Genomic DNA, 24,602 nt, shown 5'->3' on the forward strand with positions numbered 1-24,602 from the left:
CTTCGCGGCGACCTCCCCCATCAAGGGGGAGGTAAAGGAGCTGCATGACCGACTACAAAACCCTCATCGATGCCGAGACCTGGGCCTTCATCGAGCGGACCAATTCCTATTACCCGCCCGATACGATCGACTACACCATCGCCCAGCAGCGTGCGATTTATGACCGGATGTGCCGCGAGTTCTTTGCCGGCTATCCCAATGGTGTGACGGCGGAAACGACTTTCATTGCCAACCGATCACACGACATCCCGATCCGCATCTATCGCAGCGCTACCCCGAACACGGCGGCGATGGTGCTCTACATCCATGGCGGGGGTTTCATCCTCGGCGGCCTAGACAGCCATGACGATGTCTGCGCCGAGCTCTGCGCCCGCACCGGTTACGAGGTGGGTTCCATCGATTACCGGCTGGCGCCGGAGCATTTGCACCCGGCCGCTTTCGACGATGCTTTACGTGCCTTCGAATGGGCAGCCAAAACCTACGACCGCCCTATTCTGCTGTGCGGCGACAGCGCCGGCGGCAATCTCTGCGCGGCTGTTGCTCACGCAAGGCGTGGCCATGCCAAAAAGCCGATCGGCCAGGTGCTGATCTATCCGGGCCTCGGCGGCGACCGTTCGAAGGGCTCGTATGTCACGCACGCCGAAGCACCGATGTTGACCATGCGCGATCTCGAATTCTACAAGCACATCCGCACCGGCGGCGCTGACGGTACTGGTGACATCACCTTGTCGCCGCTCGCCGACACCGATTTCACCAAACTGCCGCCAACCGTGCTGATCACCGCGCAATGCGACCCGCTGTCGTCCGACGGCGAGGCCTACCGCGACCGCATCCTTACCGCAGGCGGACACGCCAGCTGGTCCGAGGAGCCGGGGCTGGTGCATGGCTATCTCCGGGCCAGGCACACGGTCGGCCGGGCCCGCGCCTCCTTCAGCCGCATTGTCGAGGCGGTTTCCGTGCTGGGCAAGGGCGACTGGATCTGGTGATCCGGCTCAACCGCGGACAAAGGCGATCAGCGCCTCGGCCATGCGATCGTTGAACTCCCGGCGAAAGCGGTTTTTCTTCAGCCATTCCGGATTTGAGCCGACGGTCTTGTTGGCATCGACGACAATACCTTTGCCGTCGACGATGAAATAGTCGATGGCGCCGAAATCCAGATTGAGCCTTTGCCGCACCGCCAGCACCTCCGGCGGGACGGCGCCGCCCACCTCATTGCTCAGGATTTTTGAGCCGGCGCACAACACATCGTCGTAGACCTGCCGCATGTTGACCTCGGCACCGAGCAGGAACATGTAGCGGTGCTTGACGATGGGCAGGTCGAGCGTATCGAAAGCGAACTTTTCCACCATCAGGCGATTGTTGCGCCATACATCCCGCGGAACCTCGCCGATCGTCTGGTAGACCTTATAGGGCGGGCACAGGCGGTCCTTGTAGCCGGGTTCGAAGAGCTTGCGGATGGCATGCGCGCTCCTGGTCAGGCCGTTGCGATGCTGCCACCAGCGCTGCTCTGGTCGGCCCCTGGAGTTGAGGACCGTCTTGACGACAACCGGCCCCTCGTGGCTGTCGCCTGCCTCCAGCTTCAGTGTCGAATAAAGGTGCCGGTGGATGGACAGCGCGCGGCCATTGATGGTGCGGTCGTAGAGGTGGCCGAGCCCGCGGTACGTTGGCGGCACGACTGTCAGGTCGACATGCAGAAAGGCCACCGGCGCCCGATCTCGGCCGGCTGGCCGGTCGAGCAGGCGCACTTTCAATCCAGCCTGTTCCAGGTAAGGCAGCAACTGCGCGATGCTATAGCTCCGCACCAGTCGGAAATTGCGCAGGCTCTCTACATAGACATCGAGATCGGCGGCAGACACCGAACGCTATTCCTTGATATCGACGCCCGAGAAATCATGGTGATCAAAGGGGTCCATAACATAGCCCGTCACCTGTTCGCGCATCGGCATCGAGACCACGGAGTGGGCGATAGCGACCCACGGCATCTGCTCCCTGAAGATCGTTTGCGCCTGCGAATAGAGTTTTGCGCGGGCAGCGGGATCGACGATCCCGGCTGCCTGCTTGAGCAGATCGTCGAAGGCCGGAAAACACCAGTTGGCACGATTGGTGGTGCCGACGCCGGCACAGCCAAGCGGCACCGACAGGAAGTTGTCGGGGTCGCCATTGTCGCCGGTGAAGCCGAACAGCATGGCGCCGTCGCGGTCGCGTGACTTCGAGCGCGCAAGGTATTCTGTCCACTCATACGTCACGACTTCCACGTTGACACCGATCTTTGCCAGGTCGGACTGGATCATTTCGGCCATACGCTGCGCATTCGGGTTGTAGGGACGCTGCACCGGCATCGCCCAGATCTTCATGTGCAGGTCTTTTACGCCGGCATCGGCGAGCCCCTGCCTGGCGGCAGCGGGGTCGAAGACATGATTGGGGCTCGTCTTGTCATAGGCCCAGGAGGTCGGCGGCAGCGGATTGCGTGCGACTTCACCGGTGCCGCGGAACACGACGTCGACCAGCGCCTGCGTGTCGATGGCAATGGCGATCGCCTTCCTCACCCTTGGATCGTCGAAGGGCTTCTGCAAGGTGTTGAAGGCGAGGTATCCCGTATTGAGGCCCTCCTGCCGCATGACCTTGATTCCGGGCGTCGCCTTGATCGCCTCCAGGTCGGCCGGATTTGGATAGGGCATGAGATCGCATTCGCCGGCGCGCAGCTTTTCCATGCGAATGCTGGCATCGGTGGCAATGGCGAAGACGAGATCGTCGATCTTCGGCTTGCCGCGCCAGTAGTCCGGATTGGCCTTGTAGCGGATGACTGCATCCTGCTGGTAGTCGACAAGCTGGAACGGACCCGTCCCGACCGGCTTCAGCGCCAAGTCGAGAAGCCGCTTCTCTGCGACGAGCTTGTCGGCATATTCCTTGGAAACGACCGAAGCGAAATCCATCGCCAGGTCGGCAAGCATCGGCGAATGCGGCGCCTTCAGCGTCATCACCACAGTATGGTCGTCAAGCTTGCGCCAACCGGCGACAAGATCCGGCATGCCGATGCCGTCGAAGTAAATGTACTGGCGTTTGGCGTAATTGTTGAACGGGTTCTGCGCGTTGGCCTGCCGGTCGAAGGTGAACAGCACGTCATCGGCATTGAAGTCGCGACTAGGCGTAAAGCCCTCGACGTTGTGGAATTTCACGCCCTGCCGCAGGTGGAATGTGTAGGTGAGGCCATCGTCGGAAATCTCCCAGCTTTCGGCAAGGCCGGGGCGCACCTTGGTGGTGCCGGGCTCGAACTCGACCATGCGGTTGTAGAGAGCGGTGGCCGAGGCGTCGCGGGATCCGGAGGCGAGTGCGGGATCGAACGTATCGGGGCTAACCTCGGTGCAGTAGACCAAGGTCTTGGCTACGGATTGATGGACCGGCAACGCACATGGAAAAAGCGCCGCCAGCAAGAGAACGAAGTGCCTGCGTGTCATGATCCCCCCAGGGTTGGGAAGACGCTAGCAGAAGCCGGCACTGACGGTAAGTAAGCCGGCCGGTCTTTCGCGCGCCAAGACTGTTTTCCACCTTGAGTTGACACAAGGAATTGGCCGCGCCTCTGTGAAATGGCGGACAGACCCGGCCGCCGTTTTGCATGAACCTTTCCGCTTCAGCCTGCGACTGACGACCAGGCGCCGCATGGTGCGGGCCGGAAAGGATGCCCCCATGACCAGGACCCCAGAGGCTCCACGGTCTCCGGGACCAACGCAAGCTCAGCGCGACCACCGCCTTCGGGATGGAGTCGATGCGCTGGGCTTTCGGCTGATTCCGTTGACCCTGCGCAGGAGCAGGCGTATCGTGAAGATGAGGAAAGCAGACAATTCGATCAGGGACGAACGTGCCGGAACGCCGCGCCTTGCCCTGTTTCGCGCGGCCGGACCGGATGTTCCTCCCGAAAACTTCGGGGGGAGTTTTATGTCCTGCGATCGCGGCGCGTCCATGTCGTCTCCAAGCGGCGGTTTGCGCCGTTCGCTCCATCTGGCCGGCGGTTTGCTTGCCCTGGCGCTGAGCGCCACGCTCTGGTTGGACACAGCCGCCCAAGCGCAGGAAACCCAGATCATCTATCCCGGCTCGATGGCGGTCACCGGATTTTCCGGCACCGTCATTCCCAATTTCGACTCTGCCGATTCCGAAAGGGGGGGGCTGCCGCCCGGCGTCGACCCGGTCGACGAAACCTTCATCGACACGACGCGCGCCACCTTGCGCGTCTTCGACGTTTCGGCGCTCGGCGGACCGGCTTCCGGCCAGCTCGTCTACACGCCGCCGCCTTTCGAGGTGACGGCCGAACAGATCGGCCAGGTGTTCGCCATTACCTATGATGACGGTGTGCGCGACGGCGTTCCCACGGGCGTCCCCAACCTCTATGCCGGCGCGACCTCGCTGCACGGCATCCGTATCGTCACCCCGGACGAAGATGCCGACGGTCGGCCCGAGCGACAGCGCCGCGGAACCGCAGGCGCCGTCTTCATGGACGGCCAGTTCGGCACCGAAAGCGGTGGCGGTCCGGGCACGATCTGGAAGATCGACGGCATCACCGGCGCGGTCTCCAAATTCGCCGACATTGACACCAACAGCGGTTCCGGCATCGGCGACATCAGCTTCGACAGCAATCACCGCGAGTTCTTCGCCAGCGACCTCGACACGGGCTTCATCCACCGCCTCGACGCCAACGGCACGCTGATCGACACATTCGATCACGGCGTTGCCGGGCGGCCGGCGCATGGGCTGGCTCCCGTCGCCGATGACGGTGCGGTGATGGACATACAGGGTGCTGCCTTCGACTCGGAAGACCCCGACACATGGGGCTACACGCAGGACGAACGCCGCGTCTGGTCCGTCGCCTATCATGGCGGCCGGCTCTATTATTCGGTCGGCGAAAAGGCCGAGATCTGGTCGGTTGGCATTGCCCGCGATGGCAGCTTTGCCGGTGATCCGCGCTGGGAGCTGACGGTCAAGGCCGACAAGGACTACGCCGTCACCGACATCGCCTTCGACAACCAGGGCTTCATGTATCTGGCGCAGGGCGGCCCGGTCGAGAATCGCTACGATTACAGCCAGTTCGCCGATTCCGGCAAGGGCGAGGTCATCCGCTACTGGCGCGAAAACCCGGACGATCCGGCGACGGAATCGGTCTGGGTGGAAGAGCCGCAGGAATATGCAGTCGGCTTCCCGCAAGGCAACCGGCAGTCGGCCGGTGGGCTCGACCTGCAATATGGCTATGACGCCGACGGCAATCTCGACACCGGCGTGTGCACCGACACGCTGGTCAACACCGGCGACAAGCTGCGCGACAACCCGACACTTGCCGACCAGCTCGCCGCCGGCGGGCCGCTTGCCGTGCACGGCGTGCAGATCACGCCGACGCCGTTGGTCAAGCCGGCCAACGTGCCGCCTTTCGGCTCGTGGTTCGTCGACTTCGACGGCTATTTCGAAGACCCAGAAGTGGAAGGCCATGTCGGCGACGTCGAGGTCTGGCACCCCTGCGACGGCCGTGCCGGCTATTATGAAGAGATCCCAGGCGGTTATCTGCCGCCGTTCTATCCGCCGGGCTTCCCACCGCCCGGCGATCTGCCTCCGTGCATCGATGTCGAGGATGTTCAGTTCTACTGCACGCCTCGCGGCCTCCAGGCCGACCTCTATCTCCATGACCATGCCGGCTTTGGCGGCGATTCGATCAAGGTCCAGTCCATGACACCAGGCGTCGGGGTGACATCACCCCAGTCGCATGCTCCCGGTAAGCCTTACACGGTCGACATCACCGGCCATTCTCCGGGCGACAGAGTCGATGTTGGACTTTGCTTCTACAGGCAGTCCGACAAGGACAAGGGTGGCTACTACCCTTGCTGCAAGATGACTTTGCCGCTCAGAACCCCAGCCGTCAGCTGCGAACGTTGAGGAGGGGAAGATGAAAAATCTCGCACTTTCCCCGACCGCGAACAGCAGTCAATCCAACGTCATGGAGACCATCATGAAACCCCTGTCATATGCCAGGCGCGGCGCGCGCTGGCTGATGGCGGCCGGTATCGCGGTCGCCATGTTCACCCCTGTGGCAAGCCACGCCGAAGATGCAGTCCCGATCACTCCGGAACTGCGGCTCGACCTCGACAATTCAAAAATCGTCAATCCGAGGCCGGAACGGATCGTGCCGTTCTTCACCAAAACAGGCACACAGAGGAGCTGCGACTACGTCGTCTACTCCCTGAGCTTTGGCCTGCGCGGCGACTCGCAAGGCTTTGCCGACCCAAGCTTTTCGGCCAGGCTGAAGAAACTCCAACTCGACTTCAAGGATCAGCTTCCGCACGGTCTTGCGATCGTCAACGTCAACGTGTCCGGCGACGGCACGGATGCGTCTGGCGGACCGCTGCCGGGTGCGACAATCAGCACCTCGGCTAATCCGAACGATACGGCAAGGGTTTCCGATTTCCGGATTTCCACCACCGATCTCGACGGCGCTGGGGCTGGCAATGAACGCGTCATCAATTTCAAGATCACCGCCAAGATCGACCATGCGGCGTTTCCTTCGCCGACAATCGTCGACAACCAGGGCATGATCAAGGTGACGCCGGGCGTCGGCACGGGGGCCATCATCCCGTCGCAGGATCCGGGCAAGCCCGACGACGGCGACTACAAGACCGGGGCCAAGACCTCGATCAAGATCGACCTCACCAACTGTGACAAGCGGCCTCCGCCTCCCGACCGGGAATGTTTCAAGGTGGAGCGCGGCACGGTCGATTGCGTGCAAGGCGGCGGCGCGTTCATCTACCACATGCCTGTCGGCCCGGAGATGGGCGGCAAATGGGTGCAGGTATCGACGACGACCCCAGGCATCACCATCATCCCCGACACGCAATTGGTGCCGGCGGGCGGCGGTGTGCTGAACTGGAAGATCGTCGGTGCATCGCCCGGCGACGTCATCCACCTCATCGTCACCGGCATCGAGACCTATGCCGGCCCGAAGGAGGGTTGGGGACTATGCTGCACGCAGACCATCGACATCGTCATCCCGCGTGACTTGAGATGTCCCCCCAAGGACAAGGAACCGGACCTCAAGGTCGAGAAACGCGCCGACGTGACGCGTTGCACGATGGGCGGCGGCTGCGACTTCACCATCAAGGTCACCAATGTCGGCGACGGGCCGTATCACGGCAAGATCGTGCTCGACGAGGTGACGCTGCCGGCCGGCTCGACTCTGGATTCAGGGCCCAACCCGCCCTGGGTATGCATGCCCGGCGTGACCCCGATGACGTGCACCTATCCGGTGACCACGCTCAATCCGGGGGCCTCCATCAACCTCAAGCTCGGCTTCAAGCCGGCGGGTGGTTGGCAAGGCAGCGCGTTGCGCAACTGCGCCACCTATAATTACGGCGCCAGCGGCAAGCCGCTGTTCGGCAGCCAGCAGAACGATCGCGGCTGTGCCTCGATCCCGATCTGCCGGCGTGGCGACCGCGACCGCGATTGCCGGCCCCCAGTCGACAAGAAGGTCGACTTGATCCTGAAGAAGCGTGCCCGCATCCCGGTCTGCACGCCCGACGGCATCTGCTACTTCGTGATCGACATCATCAACAATGGCAGCGTCCCCTATAATGGGCCGTTGACGGTTGTCGACAATTACCCGGGCGGCGCGCCGGCCTCTTCGACCTTCGGCCCGTCTCCGCCCTGGACATGCGGACCGAACGGTCCCGGCCAGTTCCGCTGCGACAATGCCGGCATCGTGCTGATGCCGGGCGCATCGACGCCGATCGTCGTCAGGGCGGTCATGCCGGCCGGCTACCAGTCGGATTCGGTCGAGAACTGCGCGGCGCTGAAGCCCGTCTCCGGTGAGGTCGACCTCACCAACAACAAGGCCTGCGCCAAGGAACGCTTCCGTCATCCCAATGGCGGCAAGCCGACCCTACGCATCACCAAGGTCTGCAATGGCTCGCTCGCCGGTGCGGCGGTGGTTTCCTGCCGCATCACCGTCATCAGCCTTGGCACCTCTGCCCCCACCGGTCCGGTGCGGGTCAACGATGCTGCCACGCTGATATCGGGTGGCGCGCCGGTCCAGATCCAGACCGTCACACCCGACGGTGCGGAATGGGCCTGCGGAGCGGTTCCGGCCAATGCGCTGTCATGCCAGATACCCGGCGCCGCGATGACGCCCGGAACCTCCAGGCACTTCGACGTGACGGTCTTGGCCAATGGCGCGTTCGAGAACTGCGCACGCGGCTCATACGGCCCGGCCCCTGGAGACGACGTCGTCTACCCGATCGGCCAGGCCTGCGCCAAGGGCGGCGGCACGTCCACCATTAGCGTCAAGAAGACCGGCGATGCCGAGTGCCAGCCGGGGCAACCCTGCTCGTTCGAGATCACCATCACCAATGATGGCCAGACCGCCTTCTCCGGTCCGGTCCGCATCGGCGATGCGATCGGGGTGGACGGCCTGGGGCGGCTGCAAGGCGTCGCGATCACCTCGATCGAACCGCCCTTTGGCTGCTCGCCCGAACCGACGACCTTGCCGTTGACCTGCATTGCCAACCTGACGCTCGGCGCCGGGGAAAGCCATGTGCACAAGGTCACCGTGGTCCTTCCCGACGCTCCCCTGGTCAATCTGCGGGGCAACGTCAGCGGCCAGAACTGCGTCGGCGTCTTGTCTCCCGACACCAGGGTGCAAGGCGGCGGCGACGTACTGCCCGGCGACCTGACCAACGTCCAGGGCGATCGCGGCAAGGCCTATGCCTGCCATCCGTTCACCATCAAGCGCGAGGTGAAGAAGGAATGCTCGCCAGGCTTCGTCATGAACGATGCCGGCCGGTGCGTGTGTCCGGAAGGCACGACGTTCCGCAACGGCCAGTGCTCGCCCGACGGCGGCGTCATCATCCAGCCGAAGGATCCGAGGCCCTGCGTGCTGCTCAAGGGCCAGATCCGCACCGAGGATGGACGCTGTGTCTGCCCGCGCGGAACCGAGCTTGAGAACGGCGCTTGCGTCAAGACCGACAAGCCTGGCTGCACCATCCCCGGTTCGGTCCCGACGTCGGACGGCAATGGCTGCTACTGCCCGGAAGGTACGCATCTCGACCGACAGGCAAATGCCTGCGTGCGCGACAAGCAGAAGCCTCAGGAGTGCGGCATACGCGGCCAGGTTCATGACGCCGATGGCGATTGTGTCTGCCCGCGTGGGACAGAGGTGCGCAATGGAGCCTGCCGGCCGATCCGGCCAAAGCCTGAACAATGCTCGATCCGTGGTCAGATCCAAAACGCCAATGGCGATTGCGTCTGCCCGGACGGCACAGAAGTCAGGGGCAAGGTCTGCCGGCCGATCCGGCCGAAGCCCGAGCAGTGCTCGATCCGCGGCCAGGTCCACGACGCCAACGGCAATTGTGTCTGCCCGCGGGGTACCGAGGTGCAAGGCAATGCCTGCCGGCAGAAGAAGCCTGTGCTGGAACAGTGCGACATACGCGGCCAGGTGCACAACAAGCGCGGCGAGTGTGTTTGCCCGCGCGGCACCCAGGTGATCGACGGCGCATGCCGCAAGCCGAGGCCGCAGGTGGGAGACTGCGCCCCGGGCTCGCAGATGGTCGGCGGCCAGTGCGTGCCGATCATCAGGCGGCGCTGCCCCGAAGGCACCGTTGGTCGGTTCCCGAACTGCAGAGCCATCCGGCAGCAGCCGTCGCTCGATCCGACCCTGTTGCTCAATCCAGGTGTCCTTCAGCAGTTCATACCGAAGCGCACGCCGCAGACGCAGGTACAGCCGCAAAGGGATCCGGCGGCCAACTTCAAGCCATAGGATCTGGATACGAGTCAAAATTCAGAGCCCCGTCGGAGCGATCCGGCGGGGTTTTCCTTGGGCGCGCTGCGGCGATCGGGCGGCCAGGTATTCGCCGAACCCGCTGCCGGGCGCAGCAAATACCGACTTTCCCTTTTCGGGATCATGGTCTAGAGCAGTTCATCGTTTCGTGGAAACGCCGAACCGCTCTATCTCTTTGTTTTCACGCAATTCCGGACGGAAAGCCGTTCCCACTTTTCCTGGAATTGCTCTAGCAGTCGTCAAGGCCGCGCCCGCAAACAGGGCGCCCAAAGGGGCCGCATCATGAGCAGGAAGACCCTGATCGCGCCATCGGTGCTGGCGTCGGATTTCTCGAAGCTCGGCGACGAGGTCGAGGCGGTGGCGGCGGCCGGCGCCGACTGGATTCATCTCGACGTGATGGACGGGCATTTCGTGCCCAACATCACCTTCGGCCCGCCGGTGATCAAGGCCATCCGCAACCGCACCAAGGCCTTTTTCGACTGCCATTTGATGATTGCGCCGGCCGATCCTTATCTGGCCGCCTTTGCCGATGCCGGCTGCGACGGCATGACCGTGCATGCCGAGGCCGGACCGCATCTCGACCGCTCGCTTCAGACCATCAAGGATCTCGGCAAGAAGGCTGGCGTATCGCTCAATCCGGCGACGCCGGAAAGTGCGATCGAATATGTGCTCGACCGGCTTGACCTGATCCTGATCATGACCGTCAATCCGGGCTTTGGCGGCCAGGCCTTCATCCCGGCCATGGTCGACAAGGTCAAGCGGGTGAAAGCGCTGATCGGCAACCGGCCGATTCGCATTGAGATCGACGGCGGCGTGTCGCCGGAAACCGCCCCCCTGGTCACATCAGCCGGCGCCGATGTGCTGGTGGCAGGCGCCGCCATCTTCAAGGGCGGCAGCGTCGAAGCCTACCGGGCCAATATAGAAGCCATCCGAACCGCGGCCGACCGGGCTGCCGGCTGACATCAGTTCCAGGGCAAGTTCCCGGCTGGTCGGTTCTCCTCGGCCTGATCTCCCTGCCTGATCCTTCGATCTCCCAAAAAGCCGTCAACGGGTGGCAGCCGCAAGGGCATCGCGGCAAGCGACAGGATCGCGGCATCCGGCACTAGTTTTGGCCCATAAATCTAGTGGATAACTGCCGAAGGGATCTGCATGCGGGGAGAGGTCAATCCGGCGGCATGACGCGCGTTAAGAAAAAATTATCCGTATTCGGGATCTCGAAGCTGTTTCTCGAGGGCACCTGCCATGCTGGCAGACAAACTTTCTTCAGAAGAACAAGTTTTTCACGATTTTAGTTACTTCCGGCGGATAAGATGCGGTCAACCTTCCTCTTTAAGTCGAATATCGTGATCTTTCGCTTGAGGGGCGGATGCCTTAGGAGTTACAGTAAATTTACAGGGGAAATCGTTTGCTTCGCGAACGGGCTAGCGGAGCATGGGAGAGCTACAGGAGTCATATTGACCTACGGATCTGCCGATGTGAGCGAAGGCGCGGGACCCAAGAGCACACTCGCTAGTACGGTCTATCAACAGCTTCGCGACGATCTCCTGCGCGGCGTGTTTGAAAGTGAAAGCAAGCTTCGTGTCGAATGGGTGGTTTCCCGTTACGGCGCCGGCGCCTCACCGGTTCGCGAGGCCCTCAACCGACTTGCTTCGGAAGGCCTGCTCGGCCGCCACGACCAGCGCGGTTTCTTCATCATGCCGGTCAGTGCCCCGGAACTCGAGGAATTGACGCGCACCCGCTGCTGGCTGGAAGAGCGGGCGCTGCGTGAATCCATTGCCAACCGCACCGGCGAATGGGAAGAGCAGCTCGTGCTGGCCTTGCATCGCCTGGCGCGTGCCCCGCGCCGCTTGCCGGAGGATCCGTCCTCGAACAATCCGGAATGGGAAAAGCTGCACCGCGCCTTCCATCGGGCACTGATCGCAGGCTGCCGCTCGCATTGGCTGACCGGCTTTTGCGACCAGCTTTCGGATCAGGCCTCCCGTTACCGGCTGATCTCCCAGGACGGCAGCGAGCGCGACGAAATCAGTGAACATCGGCTGATTGCGGAGCGCACGGTGGATGGCGATGCCGACGGCGCCGTTGAAGCCCTCCTCAACCACTACCGTCTGACGGCAGCCATGTGCATGGAGCGCTTCAACGACAGCGGCGATCCACGCGTGAGCGCCACCAAGGCGCTGCGCAGCCGCAGATAGAAGCGCTTCCGGTCCGCTATCCAAAATCCGCCCGCTATCCAAAATCGCCCGTTATCCAAGTCCGCTTGCCTTCATCTGATCGGCGGCAAACCCGATTTCACGTTTTTGCCGGACGGAGGCGAAATCGTTTCCTTTGTTCCAAGGCCATCCGGCTCTAAATCAAAGGGATAGAGCATGATGTCCTCCGAAAACCGCTTCACACTTTTCGGCATCATCTCTAGGGAATGCGCATGACCAATCACCTGTTCGACGCGTTCCGCAGCCGGATTTCAGCCTCCGAGCGCATCCTGATGGCGACCGATGACGGACGCGCGATCGCCTATGGCGACATGCTGGCGCAATCGGCACAGCTGGCACATGCGCTGAGGCATTTCGGCGTCGAGCCGGGCGACCGCGTTGCCGTGCAGGTCGAAAAAAGCCCTGAATGCATTTTCCTTTACCTCGCCTGCCTGCGCGCCGGCGCGGTCTTCCTGCCGCTCAACACCGCCTACACGCTGGCCGAACTCGGCTATTTCTTCGGTGATGCCGAGCCGCGGCTGGTCGTCTGCGACCCGGCCCGCGCCGGCGCTATCGCGCCGTTGGCGCACGCGTCGGGTGCTGCCACCTTCACGCTTGGCAGCAATGGTGAGGGCTCGCTGACCGAACTGGCGGCACAACAGCCCACGGATTTCGACGCCGTGGCGCGCGGGCCGAACGATCTGGCCGCAATCCTTTACACATCGGGCACCACCGGACGCTCCAAGGGCGCCATGCTCAGCCACGAAAACCTGGCCTCCAATGCGCGCGTGCTGGTCGAGCAATGGCGTTTCACCGGGGATGACGTGCTGATCCATGCCCTGCCGATCTTCCACACGCACGGCCTGTTCGTCGCCACCAACGTCACCCTGATGGCCGGCGCCTCGATGCTGTTCGAGCAGAAATTCGACGCCGGCCGCATCGTCTCGCTCTTGCCCCGCGCGACAGTGCTGATGGGGGTGCCGACCTTCTATACCAGGCTCCTGCAGCAGGACGGGCTGGATGCCCAGGCGGCGAAGAACATCCGCCTGTTCGTTTCCGGCTCGGCGCCGCTGCTCGCCGAAACGCACAACGCCTGGCGCGAGCGCACCGGCCACGCCATTCTCGAGCGCTACGGCATGACCGAGACCAACATGAACACGTCGAACCCCTATGAGGGCGAGCGTCGGGCCGGCACGGTCGGCTTCCCGCTGCCCGGCGTTTCGCTGCGCATCGCCGACCCTGACAGCGGCGATGCGCTTGGCCAGGGTGAAGTCGGCATGATCGAGGTCAAAGGTCCGAATGTCTTTTCCGGCTATTGGCGCATGCCGGAAAAAACCAAGGCGGAGTTTCGCAAGGACGGCTTCTTCATCACCGGCGACCTCGGCATCATCGACGCGGACGGCTACGTCCACATCGTCGGCCGCGGCAAGGATCTCATTATCTCCGGCGGCTACAACATCTATCCCAAGGAGATCGAGAGCGAGATCGACGCCGTTGCCGGCGTCTTGGAAAGTGCCGTCATCGGAATTGCCCATCCCGATTTCGGCGAAGGCGTCACCGCTGTCGTGGTGCGGGCGCCGGCATCGCAGATCACCGGGGCCGAGATCGTTGGCGCCATTGCCGGCCAGCTGGCCAAATACAAGCACCCGAAGCAGGTGATCTTCGTCGATGAGCTGCCGCGCAACACGATGGGCAAGGTGCAGAAGAACCTGCTGCGCGAGACCTACAAGGGTCTCTACGGCTAATCCATAGCCGGCTAATGTCTTTGCCCAAGCGCTTCGCCTGGACATCTGTTCGCGGTTCGGCAGTGGCGCCTTTTACCTGCGCGGCTTTTTCACCCGAGTGCTGGAACCCCACAAAGCGCGGTTCAGCAGGCTGCGTTTGCGCTTGCGCGGGATGAGGTCGACGTCGCTGACGAGCTTGGCGCCGCCCTCGCGCCGCTCCAGGGTGATCTTGCGGCTGTGGAAGGCTTCGAGCTCCGCACGATGCGCCACGCTGATGATGGTGACGTCAGGCAGTTCGCGGATCACCGTCAACATCATCGTGTCCTGGCTCTTCTCGTCGAGCGCCGAAGTCGCTTCATCCAGCACCACGATATCGGGGCGATGCAGCAGCAGGCGCGCGAAGGCGAGGCGTTGCTTTTCGCCGCCCGACAGCGTCTGGTCCCATGGCGCCTCTTCCTTGATCCTGCCGGTGAGATAGCCAAGCCCCACCTTGTCGAGGGCAGCCTTGATTTGCTTGATGGTCCACTTGTCCGCCGCCGCGGGATAGGCGACCGCGCGGCGAAGCGTTCCGGAAGGGATGTAGGGGCGTTGCGGCAGCATGAACAGGCGCCTGTCGGTGTGGAAATTGACGCTGCCGCCGCCCCATGGCCACAGGCCCGCGACGGCCCGCACCAGCGTCGACTTGCCTGAACCGGATTCGCCTGAAACCAGCACCCGCTCGCCCGGCTCGATCACGACCTCGGTTTCCTTGACCACGGAGGTGCCGTCGTCGAGTGTCACGGAAAGATTGTCGAGGCTGAGGATGGCGCCGTCTTCGGCTTCGCCTCGGTTGATGCGTCCGAGCGCATCGCTCTGCTCGGCGCGCTCGAGCCCGTCTAGCGACATCATCAGCGAGGCAATGCGCCGCGCGGAGGCGTTCCAGTCGGCAAGGCGCGGATAGTTGTCGACCAGCCAGCCGAACGCGCCTTGCACGATGCCAAAGGCAGACGCCGCCTGCATCACCTCGCCAAGCGTCATCGAGCCTTCGAGGAATTTTGGCGCGCACAAAAGGATCGGCACGACCGGCGCAAACAGGCTCGATCCCTGCGACACCGCCGCCGTGCGCATGTGCTGTCCGGTCAGCAGAGCCCATTGCCTCAGCACGTGGCCGAAATTTCTGTCGATTCCGCTGCGCTCCTCGTCCTCGCCTCCCAGCAAGGCGATGCTCTCGCCGTTTTCGCGCACGCGCGTCAGCGTGTAGCGCAGTTCGGCCTCCGCCTGGTTCTTCCGCTCGGAGAGCTGGACGAAATCGCGGCCGATGACCACCATCGAGGTCGAGGTGATGGCGGCATAGATGATCGCGGTGATGACCAGAAAGCCGGGAATGGTGATGCTCTCACGGCCGATCGGCAGGGTGAGCGCGCCGCCGATGGTCCACAGCACGACGATAAAGGTCGAGGCCGACAGGAACGCGTTGAGGACGCCGGCGGTGAAATCGACCGGCGACTCGGTGGCGATGCGCAGATCCTCGGTCATGCGGGCCTCGGGGTTCTGGTGGTCGCCGCCCACGAGGTTCAGCTGGTAGTAGCGGCCGTTTGCCAGCCAGCGCGCGACGACCCCGGTGGTCAGCCAGGAACGCCAGCGGCGCTGGATCGTCATGCGCAGGTAGACCTGCGCGACGACAAGGCTGCCGCTGCAGATCACCAGCGGCACGAATACGGCGCTGAGGAGATAGACCGTGCGGGCGTTGCGCTGCTCGAGGGCATCGAACATCGAGCGGTTCCAGACGTTGATGCCATACTGGAAACCGATGTTGATGCAGATCAGCAGCAGCACTCCGATCGTCAAAGGCCAGGCGAGCTTGTCGCCATGCCTCCCCCAATAGCCGCGCCCGCTGATCCAGAAACGCCGCAGCAGATATTTCTTGCGCGCCTGCTCGGCCTGCTCCGGCGTCAGCTTGGGATCGGGTTCGACGGCATCCGGCGGCGGCGCAGCCTCGCCAACGGGCTCGGACGCGGCTTCGGCGGCCGATGCTTTTTTCTCGCGCGGCGTGCCCTCGCGCGGTCCATCTCCGCGCGTTTGCCGTGACGGCTTTTCCCGACGCGACTTCGTGGCATCGCGCGCTTCGATGCCGTCGGCCGGTTTCGATTTGGGTTTTGCCTCGGACATATGCCCCGACAACGACCTCCATATCAAAAGGTTTCATGGTATGCGCCTGCCCGACGTTTCAGGAAACGCCCGTCATTGCTGATATAAAAGCCCAACGACATGTTCTGCGATGGCGAGGCTGGCGGTAAGGCCAGGGCTCTCGATGCCNCTCGATGCCGAACAGATTCACGATCTGACCGCCCCCGTGGTCAGCCGGTCCCCGGATGACGAAGTCGGCGGCCGGCTGGCCTGGACCGGACAGTTTCGGCCTGACGCCGGCATATGCCGGTTGCAGGGCGCCGTCCGCCAGGCCGGACCAGTAGCGCCTGATTTCGTCGTAGAAGGCATCGCCTCGTGCGGGATCGACGGTATAGTCGACGCGATCGATCCATTCGACATCCGGGCCAAAGCGCGCGCTCCCCGACATGTCGAGGGTCAGATGCACGCCGAGGCCGCCATGGACTGGCACCGGATAGATCAGCCGCGAAAAGGGCGAGCGACCGGAAAGCGCGAAATAATTGCCGCGCGCCAGCCACAGCGGCGGAACACGGTCTTGCGGGAGGCCTTCGATGCGGCCGGCGAGCGCCTGCGCGTCGAGGCCGGCGGCGTTGATGAAGGCGCCGGTCTTCAAGGTGAAACCCTCGCCATCGGCGTCGCGCGTGTCGATCCGGATGCCGTCGGCTTCGATGCTCGCGCCTGAGACAACGGTGAGCAAGGCGAAAGATGCGCCGGCCGCTTCCGCGTCTCCACGCAATGACAGCATCAGCGCCTGGCTGTCGACGATGCCGGTCGACGGCGACAGCAGCGCGCCGGCGCAGCTCAGCGCCGGTTCCAGGCTTTCGGCCTCTGCGCGCGTCAAAAGCTTGAGGTCACCGACTCCGCATTGCGCCGCGTTGATCTGGATCGCCTGCAGTTTGTCCAACTGGTCGGGTTCGACGGCAACGATCAGTTTGCCGGTGCGATGATGGGCGACGTCGTGCTCGCGGCAATAGGCATAGAGACGCTCGCGGCCGTTGACGCAGAGACGGGCCTTCAGGCTGCCCGGCGTATAATGAAGCCCGGCATGGATGACTTCCGAATTGCGCGAACTGGTGCCCGTGCCGATGGCTGCGGCCTTCTCGACCACCAGCACCTCGCGGCCCGACAGCGCCAGCGCGCGGGCAATGGCGAGGCCGACAACACCGGCTCCGGCGACAACGCAGTCGACATCATGCATGGGTGGACTTTAGCGCGGACTGTCCGCGCCTGCAAAAACCTTGTCGCCGCCGATCCAGACGCCGTTGACGTCGAGGGCGTCCGACAGAGCGACGATATCGGCAGCCGTGCCATTGGCGAAGCGGCCGAGCCGGTGGGCCTGGCCGACCGCCTGCGCCGGATAGAGCGAGGCCATGCGCAACGCTTCCGACAGGTCCAGCCCGACGATCCTGTGCATGTAGCGGACGGCCGAGATCATATCGAGATCGGCGCCGGCCAGCGTGCCGTCGGCCAGCCTCAGGCTGCCATCCTTGCGATAGATGATGCGGCCGTTAAGGGTGAACGACGTCATGTCGGTGCCGATCGTCGCCATGGCGTCGGTGACCAGCACGATCCTGCCCGGCCCCTGCTTGGCGCGCAGCGCGATTGCCATGGTGGCGGGATCGACATGGATGCCGTCGGCGATGATCCCGGCCGACAGACTGCCTATGTCGATGGCCGCACCCGCCAGCCCCGGCTCACGGTTGCCGATCTGGCTCATGGCGTTGAACAGATGTGTGACCACGCTGGCGCCGGCATCGGCAAAGGCTCTGGCCGTGGCGTAGCCGGTGTCGGAATGGCCGAGGCTGACAATCACACCGGCCTTGGCCAAGGCCGCAACGCGGGCAGGCTCGACGGATTCAGGCGCTATCGTCGTCAGCAGCACCGGCAGGTTTTTGCGTGCCGCGACCAGCGCCGCTTCATCCGCATCCGTCATCGGCCGGATCAGCGCCGGTTCATGCGCGCCCTTGCGAGCGACGGAGAGATGCGGCCCTTCGAGATGCAGGCCGAGAAATCCCGGCAGTTTTTGCCGTGCCGCCCCGGTGCCGGCGGCAATGGCCGCGGCGGTGATGTCAGGCGTATCTGTGATCAGCGTCGGCAGCAGTGCGGTCGTGCCGAACGGCGCATGCGCCCGGCAGATTGTTGCCAGCGAGGCGACATCGGGATGGTCGTTGAGCATGACGCCGCCGCCGCCATTGACCTGCAGGTCGACAAAACCCGGCACCAGCATGCCGCCCCCGGCGTCGATGCGGGCAACGCCCGACGGAATGGCGCCGACGGGATGAATGCCTTCGACCACATCGCCGTGCACGACAAGGGCGGCGTTGTCATGCCAGCCGTCGCCATCGAAAATTCGGGCGCCAGTCAGGGCAAAACGGTCGCTCATACGGTTTCCGTCACCTTGCGCAGATTGCGCGGTACATCCGGATCGAGGCCGCGATGGCGGGCGAAGGCTTCGACGAAGCCGTAGAAGGAGACGATCAGCGTCAGCGGGTCAGTCAAGGGATGACCGGTGGCGACATGCGGCAGCCGCGCCGCGCTCTTGGCTTTGTCCGAGGTTACAAAAACTGCTGCACCCTTGCCGGCAAGGTTGTCGGCAGCCTCTGCCACGGACGGCTCGGAGGCATCGCGGGCGGCGAGCGCCAGCACCGGGAAGCCTGGCCCGACCAGGGCCAGCGGGCCGTGCATGACTTCGGCGGCGCTATAGGCCTCTGCATGCATGCCGCAGGTCTCCTTGAATTTCAGCGCCGCCTCGTTGGCCATCGCCGCCGACGGGCCACGTCCCAGGATGAACAGCGATTGCGGCGTCTCCAATGCGCCGGCCAGCGCCATCCAGTCGCAGGCGATCGCCTTGCTGAAATGCTCGGGCAGGCGGGCAAGGGCGGCCAGCAGTCTGTCGTCGCCGGTGCAATGCGCCATCAGCGCCAGGCCGGCGACCGCCGAATTGACGAATGTCTTGGTCGCCGCGACGCTGCGCTCGGGGCCGGCCAGAATGTCGATGGCAAAATCCGAAGCCCGCGCCAGCGGCGAATCGGCGGTGTTGGTGATGGCGACGGTGAGCGCACCGCCGGCTCGTGCCGTCTCGGCCATGGCGACGATATCAGGGCTTTTGCCGGATTGCGAGATGGCGAGGCAAGCCGAACCGGCGAGCTTGAGCTTGGCGCCGTAGATCGAGGCGACCGATGGGCCGACCGAAGCGACGGCCAGGCCGGCGGTCAGTTCGACGGCATATTTCATGAAGGTGGCGGCATGGTCGGACGAACCGCGCGCGACGGTAACGACGAAGCTCGGATCGCGCTCGCGAATGCCGCGTCCGGCCTCGGTCAGCACCGCCGCCGAGCCATCGAGCAGGCGAGCGACGGCTTGCGGAATTTCGTCGATCTCGCGCCGCATATGGGTGGTCTTGGGGATCATGGTCGGCCCTCTTCGCTCGGCCCTGTCAGGCGCAATTCGGCGACGAAATCATAGGCATCGCCGCGGTAGATGGAGCGGGTGAACTCGATCACCTTGCCGCTCGCGAGATAGGAAATGCGTTCGATGTGCAGGCCGGCAATGCCGGATGGCACTTCGAGCAGACGCGCATCGGCGTCGCCGAGATTGGCGGCCGATATGCGCTGCACCGCCCGCACCGGCCGGTTACCGGTCAGTTGCAGCGCCGCATAGAGTGACGAGCCTATCCCGGCCGGATCCGGCAGCACGCTGGCCGACAACGAGGCGCGCTCGATGGCCAGCGGCGTGTCGTTTGCGATGCGCAGGCGCGCCACGCGCGCCACCAGCTCGTTCGACGACAGGCCGAGCACCATCATCTCGTCGGGCGAGGGCGGGTAGAGGTCGCGATCGAGCCAGGCTGAACGCACCGCCATGCCGCGCCTTGCCATGTCCTCGGTAAATGAAGTGAGCCTGGAGAGCGACTGCTCGACGCGCTCCATGCGCGGCGCGACGAAGGTGCCGGAGCCGTGGCGCTGCACGAGGATGCCGCCCTTGACCAGATCCTGCACCGCCTTGCGCACGGTGACGCGCGAAATGTCGGCCTTGGTGGCGATGTCGCGCTCGGAAGGCAGCGCATCGCCCGGCCCGATCAGGCCGCGATTGACGGCGTCCTCGATGCTTTTCCTGAGCTGCAGATAGAGCGGGGCGCCGCTCTGCGACGACTGCTTCAGCGTGGCGAAGATCTGGTCGGCGGCGTCGCTCATCGCGTCGCCTCCGCTTTGGCGAAGATGCGGGCCGCCATCTGCACGGCGCCGCCCAGCGCATCGTCGAGCGGCGCTTTCACCAGCGCCTGGTAGCGCTGGGAAAGGCGCGGCCCATAGAGCGGCGCCAGCCCGCCGAGCAGGCAGAGCGGGGCGTCATCAGAGAGGTCGAGCGCGTGGAGCGACTCCTCGACATCGGCAACCGACTTGTCCACGATCCAGTTGGCGACGCTGTCGCCCTTCTCGGCATGCTCGAAAACCTTGGGCGCGAAGCCGCCGAAATCGCCGGGCTTGGCATTGGTGGTGAACTCGACCACGTCTTCGGGATTGTTGCGGAAAATGCCCATCATGCTGTCGGTCAGGACTGAGCGCGGCCGGACGCCGTCATGGGCGAGCAGCGTCTGCTCCAGCAGGTCGCGGCCGATCCGGGCGCCGCTGCCTTGATCACCGACCTGAAAGCCCCAGCCGCCGATGGCGCGCGACGTGCCGCCCTTGCGCGCCATATAGGCGGTGCCGGTGCCGAGGATGGCCATGGCGCCGTCACCAGAGCCGACTGCCCCTTCGAGCGCGATCTCGGCGTCCGTCTCGACGCGGCTGATGCTGAACGGCAGGATTGCTTCAAGCTGCTGGCGGTAGGTGCCGACATTGGCGCCGGCAAGGCCGAGAATGGCTGGTGTCTGCGGGATCAGGTCCGGATCTTGCCCGGCGGCGATGAAGGCCTGACGAGCAGCCTCGACGATGTGGGTGCGAGCGCCGGTGAGATCGGTGCGGATGTTGGCGGCGCCGCTTTTGGCACGGCCAATGACAACGCCATCGCCTGTCGCAAGGGCTGCCCTGCAGCTGGTGCCGCCGCCGTCGATACCGAGCACGAATTTCACGCGATGTCTCCTCCGGGCGGATAATACCAATAAAATACCAATAGCCAAGGGATTAATTTCCGTTTCAAAAAGATTAAGGCGTATCAGGTTGAAAAACCCGGGAATTTTGCCGGCTCAACGATTTCCAGTTCGCAATTTCGTTAATGCGTGTGGACAAGTGGTATTTTTTTGGTATTGTTCTTCCATCGGAGGGACAGGGATGACCGAACCGCGCACCGAAGCGCTTCACAGCAATGCCGAGGGACTGGACATCCAGGCCCCGGACGCCATCCTTTCTTCTTTGGTCAATGCGCAGATCGAGGCCGCCAAGGCTGTGCGCGACGCCATTCCCGCCATCGCCGCCGCAGCCGAAATCATCGCCGAGCGGCTGAACGGCGGCGGCAAGCTCGCCTATGCTGCGGCCGGCAGCTCCGGCCTGATGGCGCTGGCCGACGCGCTGGAGTTGCCCGGCACCTTCGGCATCAAGCGCGAACGCATCGCCATCCTCATCGCCGGTGGCGACGACGCTTTCAAGACCCTGGCCGGCGGACCGGAAGACGACACCGACGAAGCCTCGACGGCAATTGCCGGCGCCGGCATCGGCAAGGGCGACTGCCTGATCACGATTTCGGCCAGCGGCTCGACGCCCTATGCGGTGCAGGCGCTGAAGGATGCGCGCAGCCGGGGCGCGGCAACCATCGCCATTGCCAACAACAAGGACACGCCCCTGCTCAGGCTGGCCGACGTCGCCATCCTGCTCGAGACGCCACCGGAGGTGATTGCCGGCTCGACGCGCATGGGCGCCGGCACTGCCCAGAAGATCGCGCTCAACATGCTGTCGACGCTTACCGCCATTCATCTCGGCCATGTCCATGACGGCTACATGGTCAATCTCACCGCCGACAACATCAAGCTGCGCGACCGCGCGGCTCGCATCGTCGCCGCTATCAGCGGCCGCGACCGGCAAGACGCCGTGCGGCTGCTCGAAGCGAGCGGCGGCGTCGTCAAGACAGCCATTCTGCTCGCCGCCGGCGCTGCCAACGCCGTTGCGGCCGAGAAGATACTGGAAGGGACCGGCCAGAAGCTGCGGCCAGCCCTTTCCGCGATCGAGGGGAACAAGGGCGCGAAGGCCCCTGTTCTCAAAACCGAACCTGAAAAAGGTCAACAGGGAGACTAGCATGACAACGAAATTACTGACGGCACTGCTTCTCGGCACCAGCATTCTCGGCACCGCCGGGTTGGCTCACGCCGATGACGTAACGCTCAATATCGAAAGCTGGCGCGGCGACGACCTTGCCATCTGGAAGGACAAGCTGATCCCGGCTTTTGAGGCCAAGAACCCGGGCATCAAAGTGGTGTTCGCACCGTCGGCGCCGACCGAGTATGACGCCGCACTCGGCGCCAAGCTCGCCGCCGGCTCGGCTGGCGACCTGATCACCTGCCGCCCGTTCGACAAGTCGCTCGAACTGTTCAAGAAGGGCAACCTTGCCGACCTGTCGGCGCTGCCCGGCATGGAAAACTTTTCGCCCGTTGCCAAGGCCGCCTGGCAGACCGACGACGGCAAGGCGAGCTTCTGCGTGCCGATGGCCTCGGTCATTCACGGCTTCATCTACAACAAGGACGCCTTCGACAAGCTCGGCCTCAAGGTGCCGACGACGCGTGACGAGTTCTTCGCCGCGCTCGACAAGATCAAGGCCGACGGCACCTACATCCCGATGGCCATGGGCACCAAGGACCTCTGGGAAGCCGCGACCATGGGCTATCAGAACATCGGTCCGAACTACTGGAAGGGCGAAGAGGGCCGCGCAGCGTTGATCAAGGGCGACCAGAAGCTGACCGACAAGGACTGGGTTGCTCCCTATGAGGAACTGGCCAAGTGGAAGCCTTATCTCGGCGACGGCTTCGAGGCCCAGACCTATCCGGACAGCCAGAACCTGTTCACGCTTGGCCGCGCCGCCATCTACCCGGCGGGATCGTGGGAGATCGGCCTGTTCAACACCCAGGCGCAGTTCAAGATGGGCGCCTTCCCGCCGCCGGTCGAGAAGGCCGGCGACACCTGCTACATCTCCGACCATACCGATATCGGCATGGGCCTGAATGCGGCGTCGAAGAATGCCGACGCGGCCAAGACCTTCCTGTCCTGGGTCGCCTCGCCGGACTTCGCCACCATCTACGCCAACGCACTGCCGGGCTTCTTCAGCCTAAATTCCACCCCGGTGAAGATGGAAGACCCGCTGGCGCAGGAATTCGTCTCCTGGCGCGACAAGTGCAAGTCGACGATCCGCTCGACCTACCAGATCCTGTCGCGCGGCACGCCGAACCTCGAGAACGAAACCTGGGTTGAATCGGCCAACGTCATCAACGGCACCGACACGCCGGAAGCTGCCGCCAAGAAGCTGCAGGACGGCCTCGATAGCTGGTACAAGCCGGGCAAGTAAGCTCAGAGACAGACAGGGCCCCAAGTGGACGGCCCTGCGTTTTTCGAAAGCATCATCGACTGCGAACGACGGCGCCGCCCCTCATCCGCCTGCCGGCACCTTCTCCCCGTATAGTGACGGGGAGAAGGATCAGCCGAAACGCAGGCGCCCCCTCTCCCCGTCCTTCACGGGGAGAGGGTAAGGGTGAGGGGGCAGCGCTGCCGTCGAAGGCATTGCTAAACCTCGGCGGGGACCGCACTCATGGCCGCACAAACACGACCGAAACGACCGTTCCGCTGGCATATCGGCGTCTTCCTGGCGCCGGCGCTGCTGGTCTATACGGCGATCATGATCCTGCCGCTCGCCGGCACGCTGCAGCTGTCGCTGTTCCGCAATGTCGATCAGCATCAGGTGTTCGTCGGTTTCACTAATTTCCGTACGTTGTTCGGCGACCCCAACTGGTCGGTCGGCTTCTGGAACGCGCTGCGGAACAATACCTGGTTCTTCATCATCCACATGGTGGTGCAGAACCCGATCGGTGTCATGCTAGCGGCATTGCTGTCCAGCCCGAGGCTGAGGTTCGCCGCCTTCTACCGCACCGCGATCTTCGTGCCGACCATCCTGTCCTTCGTCATCGTCGGCTTCGCCTGGAAACTGATCCTGTCGCCGTTATGGGGAGTGGCGCCGCATCTGATGGACCTGGTCGGCTTGAAAAGCCTGTTCACGCCGTGGCTGGGCAAGGAACGATATGCGCTGACCGCGCTCAGCCTGATCTCGGTGTGGCAGTTCGTCGGCATCCCGATGATGCTGATCTATGCAGCCCTTTTGTCGATCCCCGAAGAGGTGATCGAGGCGGCCGAATGTGACGGCATCACCGGCATGTCGCAGTTCTGGAAGATCAAGCTGCCGCTGATCCTGCCGTCGATCGGCATCATCTCGATCCTGACCTTCGTCGGCAATTTCAACGCCTTCGACCTGATCTACACCGCGCAAGGGGCGCTCGCCGGCCCGAACTATTCGACCGATATTCTGGGCACTTTCCTCTACCGCGCCTTCTTCGGCTTTCAGCTGCAGACCGGCGATCCCAATATGGGCGCGGCGATCGCCACGATGATGTTCCTGATCATCCTCGGCGGCGTCTGCGTCTACCTGTTCCTCGTCCAGACGCGCCTGCGTCGCTACCAGTTCTGAGGGGCGAGATGTCGAGCTTGAACACCCCCCTCTGGCCTGCCGGCCATCTCCCCCGCAAGGGGGGAGATTGGCAGCTCTGGCCTTGCCGCT

The 24,602-nt window shown here is 63.8% G+C and carries 16 protein-coding genes and 1 pseudogene; 9 read left to right on the plus strand and 8 right to left on the minus strand.

What is annotated here, in order from left to right:
- The first annotated feature begins 44 nt into the window (after nucleotides 1-44).
- Nucleotides 45-986, plus strand: a complete 942-nt coding sequence (locus tag X730_RS150045) for an alpha/beta hydrolase (RefSeq protein ID WP_023689944.1) — start codon at nucleotides 45-47, stop codon at nucleotides 984-986.
- Nucleotides 987-992: 6 nt separating this feature from the next.
- On the opposite strand, the gene X730_RS150040 is transcribed toward X730_RS150045, so the two are convergent.
- Entirely contained in the window at nucleotides 993-1,856 is an 864-nt protein-coding gene (locus tag X730_RS150040) for a hypothetical protein (RefSeq protein ID WP_023689945.1), read from the minus strand.
- 6 nt (nucleotides 1,857-1,862) lie between these two features.
- Nucleotides 1,863-3,455 (minus strand): ABC transporter substrate-binding protein, encoded by a 1,593-nt coding sequence (locus X730_RS150035; RefSeq protein ID WP_023826467.1) that lies wholly within the window; start codon nucleotides 3,453-3,455, stop codon nucleotides 1,863-1,865.
- Between the two features lie 202 nt (nucleotides 3,456-3,657).
- Between X730_RS150035 and X730_RS150030 the strand changes: the two genes are divergently transcribed.
- The 5 genes from X730_RS150030 (at nucleotide 3,658) to X730_RS0133850 (ending at nucleotide 13,736) form a co-directional block, all read left to right on the plus strand.
- Nucleotides 3,658-5,913: a hypothetical protein gene (locus X730_RS150030; protein ID WP_031196998.1), complete on the plus strand. Its 2,256-nt coding sequence runs from the start codon at nucleotides 3,658-3,660 to the stop codon at nucleotides 5,911-5,913.
- Between the two features lie 10 nt (nucleotides 5,914-5,923).
- The gene (locus X730_RS150025; RefSeq protein WP_023826469.1) at nucleotides 5,924-9,781 is read left to right on the plus strand and encodes a hypothetical protein; all 3,858 of its coding nucleotides are present in this window, start codon (nucleotides 5,924-5,926) and stop codon (nucleotides 9,779-9,781) included.
- A gap of 303 nt (nucleotides 9,782-10,084) precedes the next feature.
- The gene (rpe, locus tag X730_RS150020) at nucleotides 10,085-10,762 is read left to right on the plus strand and encodes a ribulose-phosphate 3-epimerase (protein WP_023746599.1); all 678 of its coding nucleotides are present in this window, start codon (nucleotides 10,085-10,087) and stop codon (nucleotides 10,760-10,762) included.
- A gap of 494 nt (nucleotides 10,763-11,256) precedes the next feature.
- The gene (locus tag X730_RS150015; protein ID WP_023694237.1) at nucleotides 11,257-11,994 is read left to right on the plus strand and encodes a GntR family transcriptional regulator; all 738 of its coding nucleotides are present in this window, start codon (nucleotides 11,257-11,259) and stop codon (nucleotides 11,992-11,994) included.
- A 230-nt stretch (nucleotides 11,995-12,224) separates the two neighbouring features.
- Entirely contained in the window at nucleotides 12,225-13,736 is a 1,512-nt protein-coding gene (locus X730_RS0133850; protein WP_031196999.1) for a malonyl-CoA synthase, read from the plus strand.
- A gap of 72 nt (nucleotides 13,737-13,808) precedes the next feature.
- On the opposite strand, the gene X730_RS150010 is transcribed toward X730_RS0133850, so the two are convergent.
- The 6 genes and pseudogenes from X730_RS150010 to X730_RS149990 all read right to left on the minus strand — a co-directional run bounded on the left by X730_RS150010 (nucleotide 13,809) and on the right by X730_RS149990 (nucleotide 20,925).
- Nucleotides 13,809-15,863 (minus strand): ABC transporter ATP-binding protein/permease, encoded by a 2,055-nt coding sequence (locus X730_RS150010; protein WP_023816378.1) that lies wholly within the window; start codon nucleotides 15,861-15,863, stop codon nucleotides 13,809-13,811.
- A gap of 72 nt (nucleotides 15,864-15,935) precedes the next feature.
- Nucleotides 15,936-17,058 (minus strand): annotated as a pseudogene (locus X730_RS01000000164485) (NAD(P)/FAD-dependent oxidoreductase).
- Between the two features lie 9 nt (nucleotides 17,059-17,067).
- Nucleotides 17,068-18,243, minus strand: a complete 1,176-nt coding sequence (gene nagA / locus X730_RS150005; RefSeq protein ID WP_023826470.1) for an N-acetylglucosamine-6-phosphate deacetylase — start codon at nucleotides 18,241-18,243, stop codon at nucleotides 17,068-17,070.
- A complete protein-coding gene (locus tag X730_RS150000) occupies nucleotides 18,240-19,271 on the minus strand; it encodes an SIS domain-containing protein (RefSeq protein ID WP_023684262.1) in 1,032 nt (343 codons plus the stop codon). The genes nagA and X730_RS150000 overlap by 4 nt, the downstream gene beginning before the upstream one ends.
- Nucleotides 19,268-20,050 (minus strand): GntR family transcriptional regulator, encoded by a 783-nt coding sequence (locus X730_RS149995; protein WP_023696933.1) that lies wholly within the window; start codon nucleotides 20,048-20,050, stop codon nucleotides 19,268-19,270. Before X730_RS149995 ends, X730_RS150000 begins: the two co-directional genes overlap by 4 nt.
- On the minus strand, nucleotides 20,047-20,925 hold the full coding sequence (locus X730_RS149990; RefSeq protein ID WP_023702502.1) for an N-acetylglucosamine kinase: 879 nt from the start codon (nucleotides 20,923-20,925) through the stop codon (nucleotides 20,047-20,049). Before X730_RS149990 ends, X730_RS149995 begins: the two co-directional genes overlap by 4 nt.
- A gap of 199 nt (nucleotides 20,926-21,124) precedes the next feature.
- On the opposite strand from X730_RS149990, the gene X730_RS149985 reads away from it, so the two are divergent.
- From X730_RS149985 to X730_RS149975, 3 genes are all read left to right on the plus strand, one after another.
- On the plus strand, nucleotides 21,125-22,081 hold the full coding sequence (locus X730_RS149985; RefSeq protein WP_023702501.1) for an N-acetylmuramic acid 6-phosphate etherase: 957 nt from the start codon (nucleotides 21,125-21,127) through the stop codon (nucleotides 22,079-22,081).
- 1 nt (nucleotide 22,082) lies between these two features.
- Nucleotides 22,083-23,342, plus strand: coding sequence for an ABC transporter substrate-binding protein (locus X730_RS149980; RefSeq protein WP_023668844.1), 1,260 nt, complete (start codon nucleotides 22,083-22,085; stop codon nucleotides 23,340-23,342).
- Nucleotides 23,343-23,582: 240 nt separating this feature from the next.
- Nucleotides 23,583-24,512 carry a sugar ABC transporter permease gene (locus X730_RS149975; protein ID WP_023668843.1) on the plus strand — a complete coding sequence of 310 codons (930 nt, stop codon included), beginning with the start codon at nucleotides 23,583-23,585 and terminating at the stop codon, nucleotides 24,510-24,512.
- Nucleotides 24,513-24,602: the final 90 nt, after the last annotated feature.

This window comes from Mesorhizobium sp. L103C131B0, from assembly GCF_000502275.1.
Lineage (GTDB): Bacteria > Pseudomonadota > Alphaproteobacteria > Rhizobiales > Rhizobiaceae > Mesorhizobium.

Coding starts and splice junctions, on each gene's coding strand:
- X730_RS150045 (WP_023689944.1), top strand. CDS start 45: ATGACCGACTACAAAACCCTCATCGATGCCGAGACCTGGGCCTTCATC.
- nagA (WP_023826470.1), bottom strand. CDS start 18,243: ATGAGCGACCGTTTTGCCCTGACTGGCGCCCGAATTTTCGATGGCGAC.
- X730_RS150000 (WP_023684262.1), bottom strand. CDS start 19,271: ATGATCCCCAAGACCACCCATATGCGGCGCGAGATCGACGAAATTCCG.
- X730_RS0133850 (WP_031196999.1), top strand. CDS start 12,225: ATGACCAATCACCTGTTCGACGCGTTCCGCAGCCGGATTTCAGCCTCC.
- rpe (WP_023746599.1), top strand. CDS start 10,085: ATGAGCAGGAAGACCCTGATCGCGCCATCGGTGCTGGCGTCGGATTTC.
- X730_RS149980 (WP_023668844.1), top strand. CDS start 22,083: ATGACAACGAAATTACTGACGGCACTGCTTCTCGGCACCAGCATTCTC.
- X730_RS150010 (WP_023816378.1), bottom strand. CDS start 15,863: ATGTCCGAGGCAAAACCCAAATCGAAACCGGCCGACGGCATCGAAGCG.
- X730_RS150035 (WP_023826467.1), bottom strand. CDS start 3,455: ATGACACGCAGGCACTTCGTTCTCTTGCTGGCGGCGCTTTTTCCATGT.
- X730_RS149985 (WP_023702501.1), top strand. CDS start 21,125: ATGACCGAACCGCGCACCGAAGCGCTTCACAGCAATGCCGAGGGACTG.
- X730_RS149995 (WP_023696933.1), bottom strand. CDS start 20,050: ATGAGCGACGCCGCCGACCAGATCTTCGCCACGCTGAAGCAGTCGTCG.
- X730_RS150025 (WP_023826469.1), top strand. CDS start 5,924: ATGAAAAATCTCGCACTTTCCCCGACCGCGAACAGCAGTCAATCCAAC.
- X730_RS149975 (WP_023668843.1), top strand. CDS start 23,583: ATGGCCGCACAAACACGACCGAAACGACCGTTCCGCTGGCATATCGGC.
- X730_RS150030 (WP_031196998.1), top strand. CDS start 3,658: ATGGTGCGGGCCGGAAAGGATGCCCCCATGACCAGGACCCCAGAGGCT.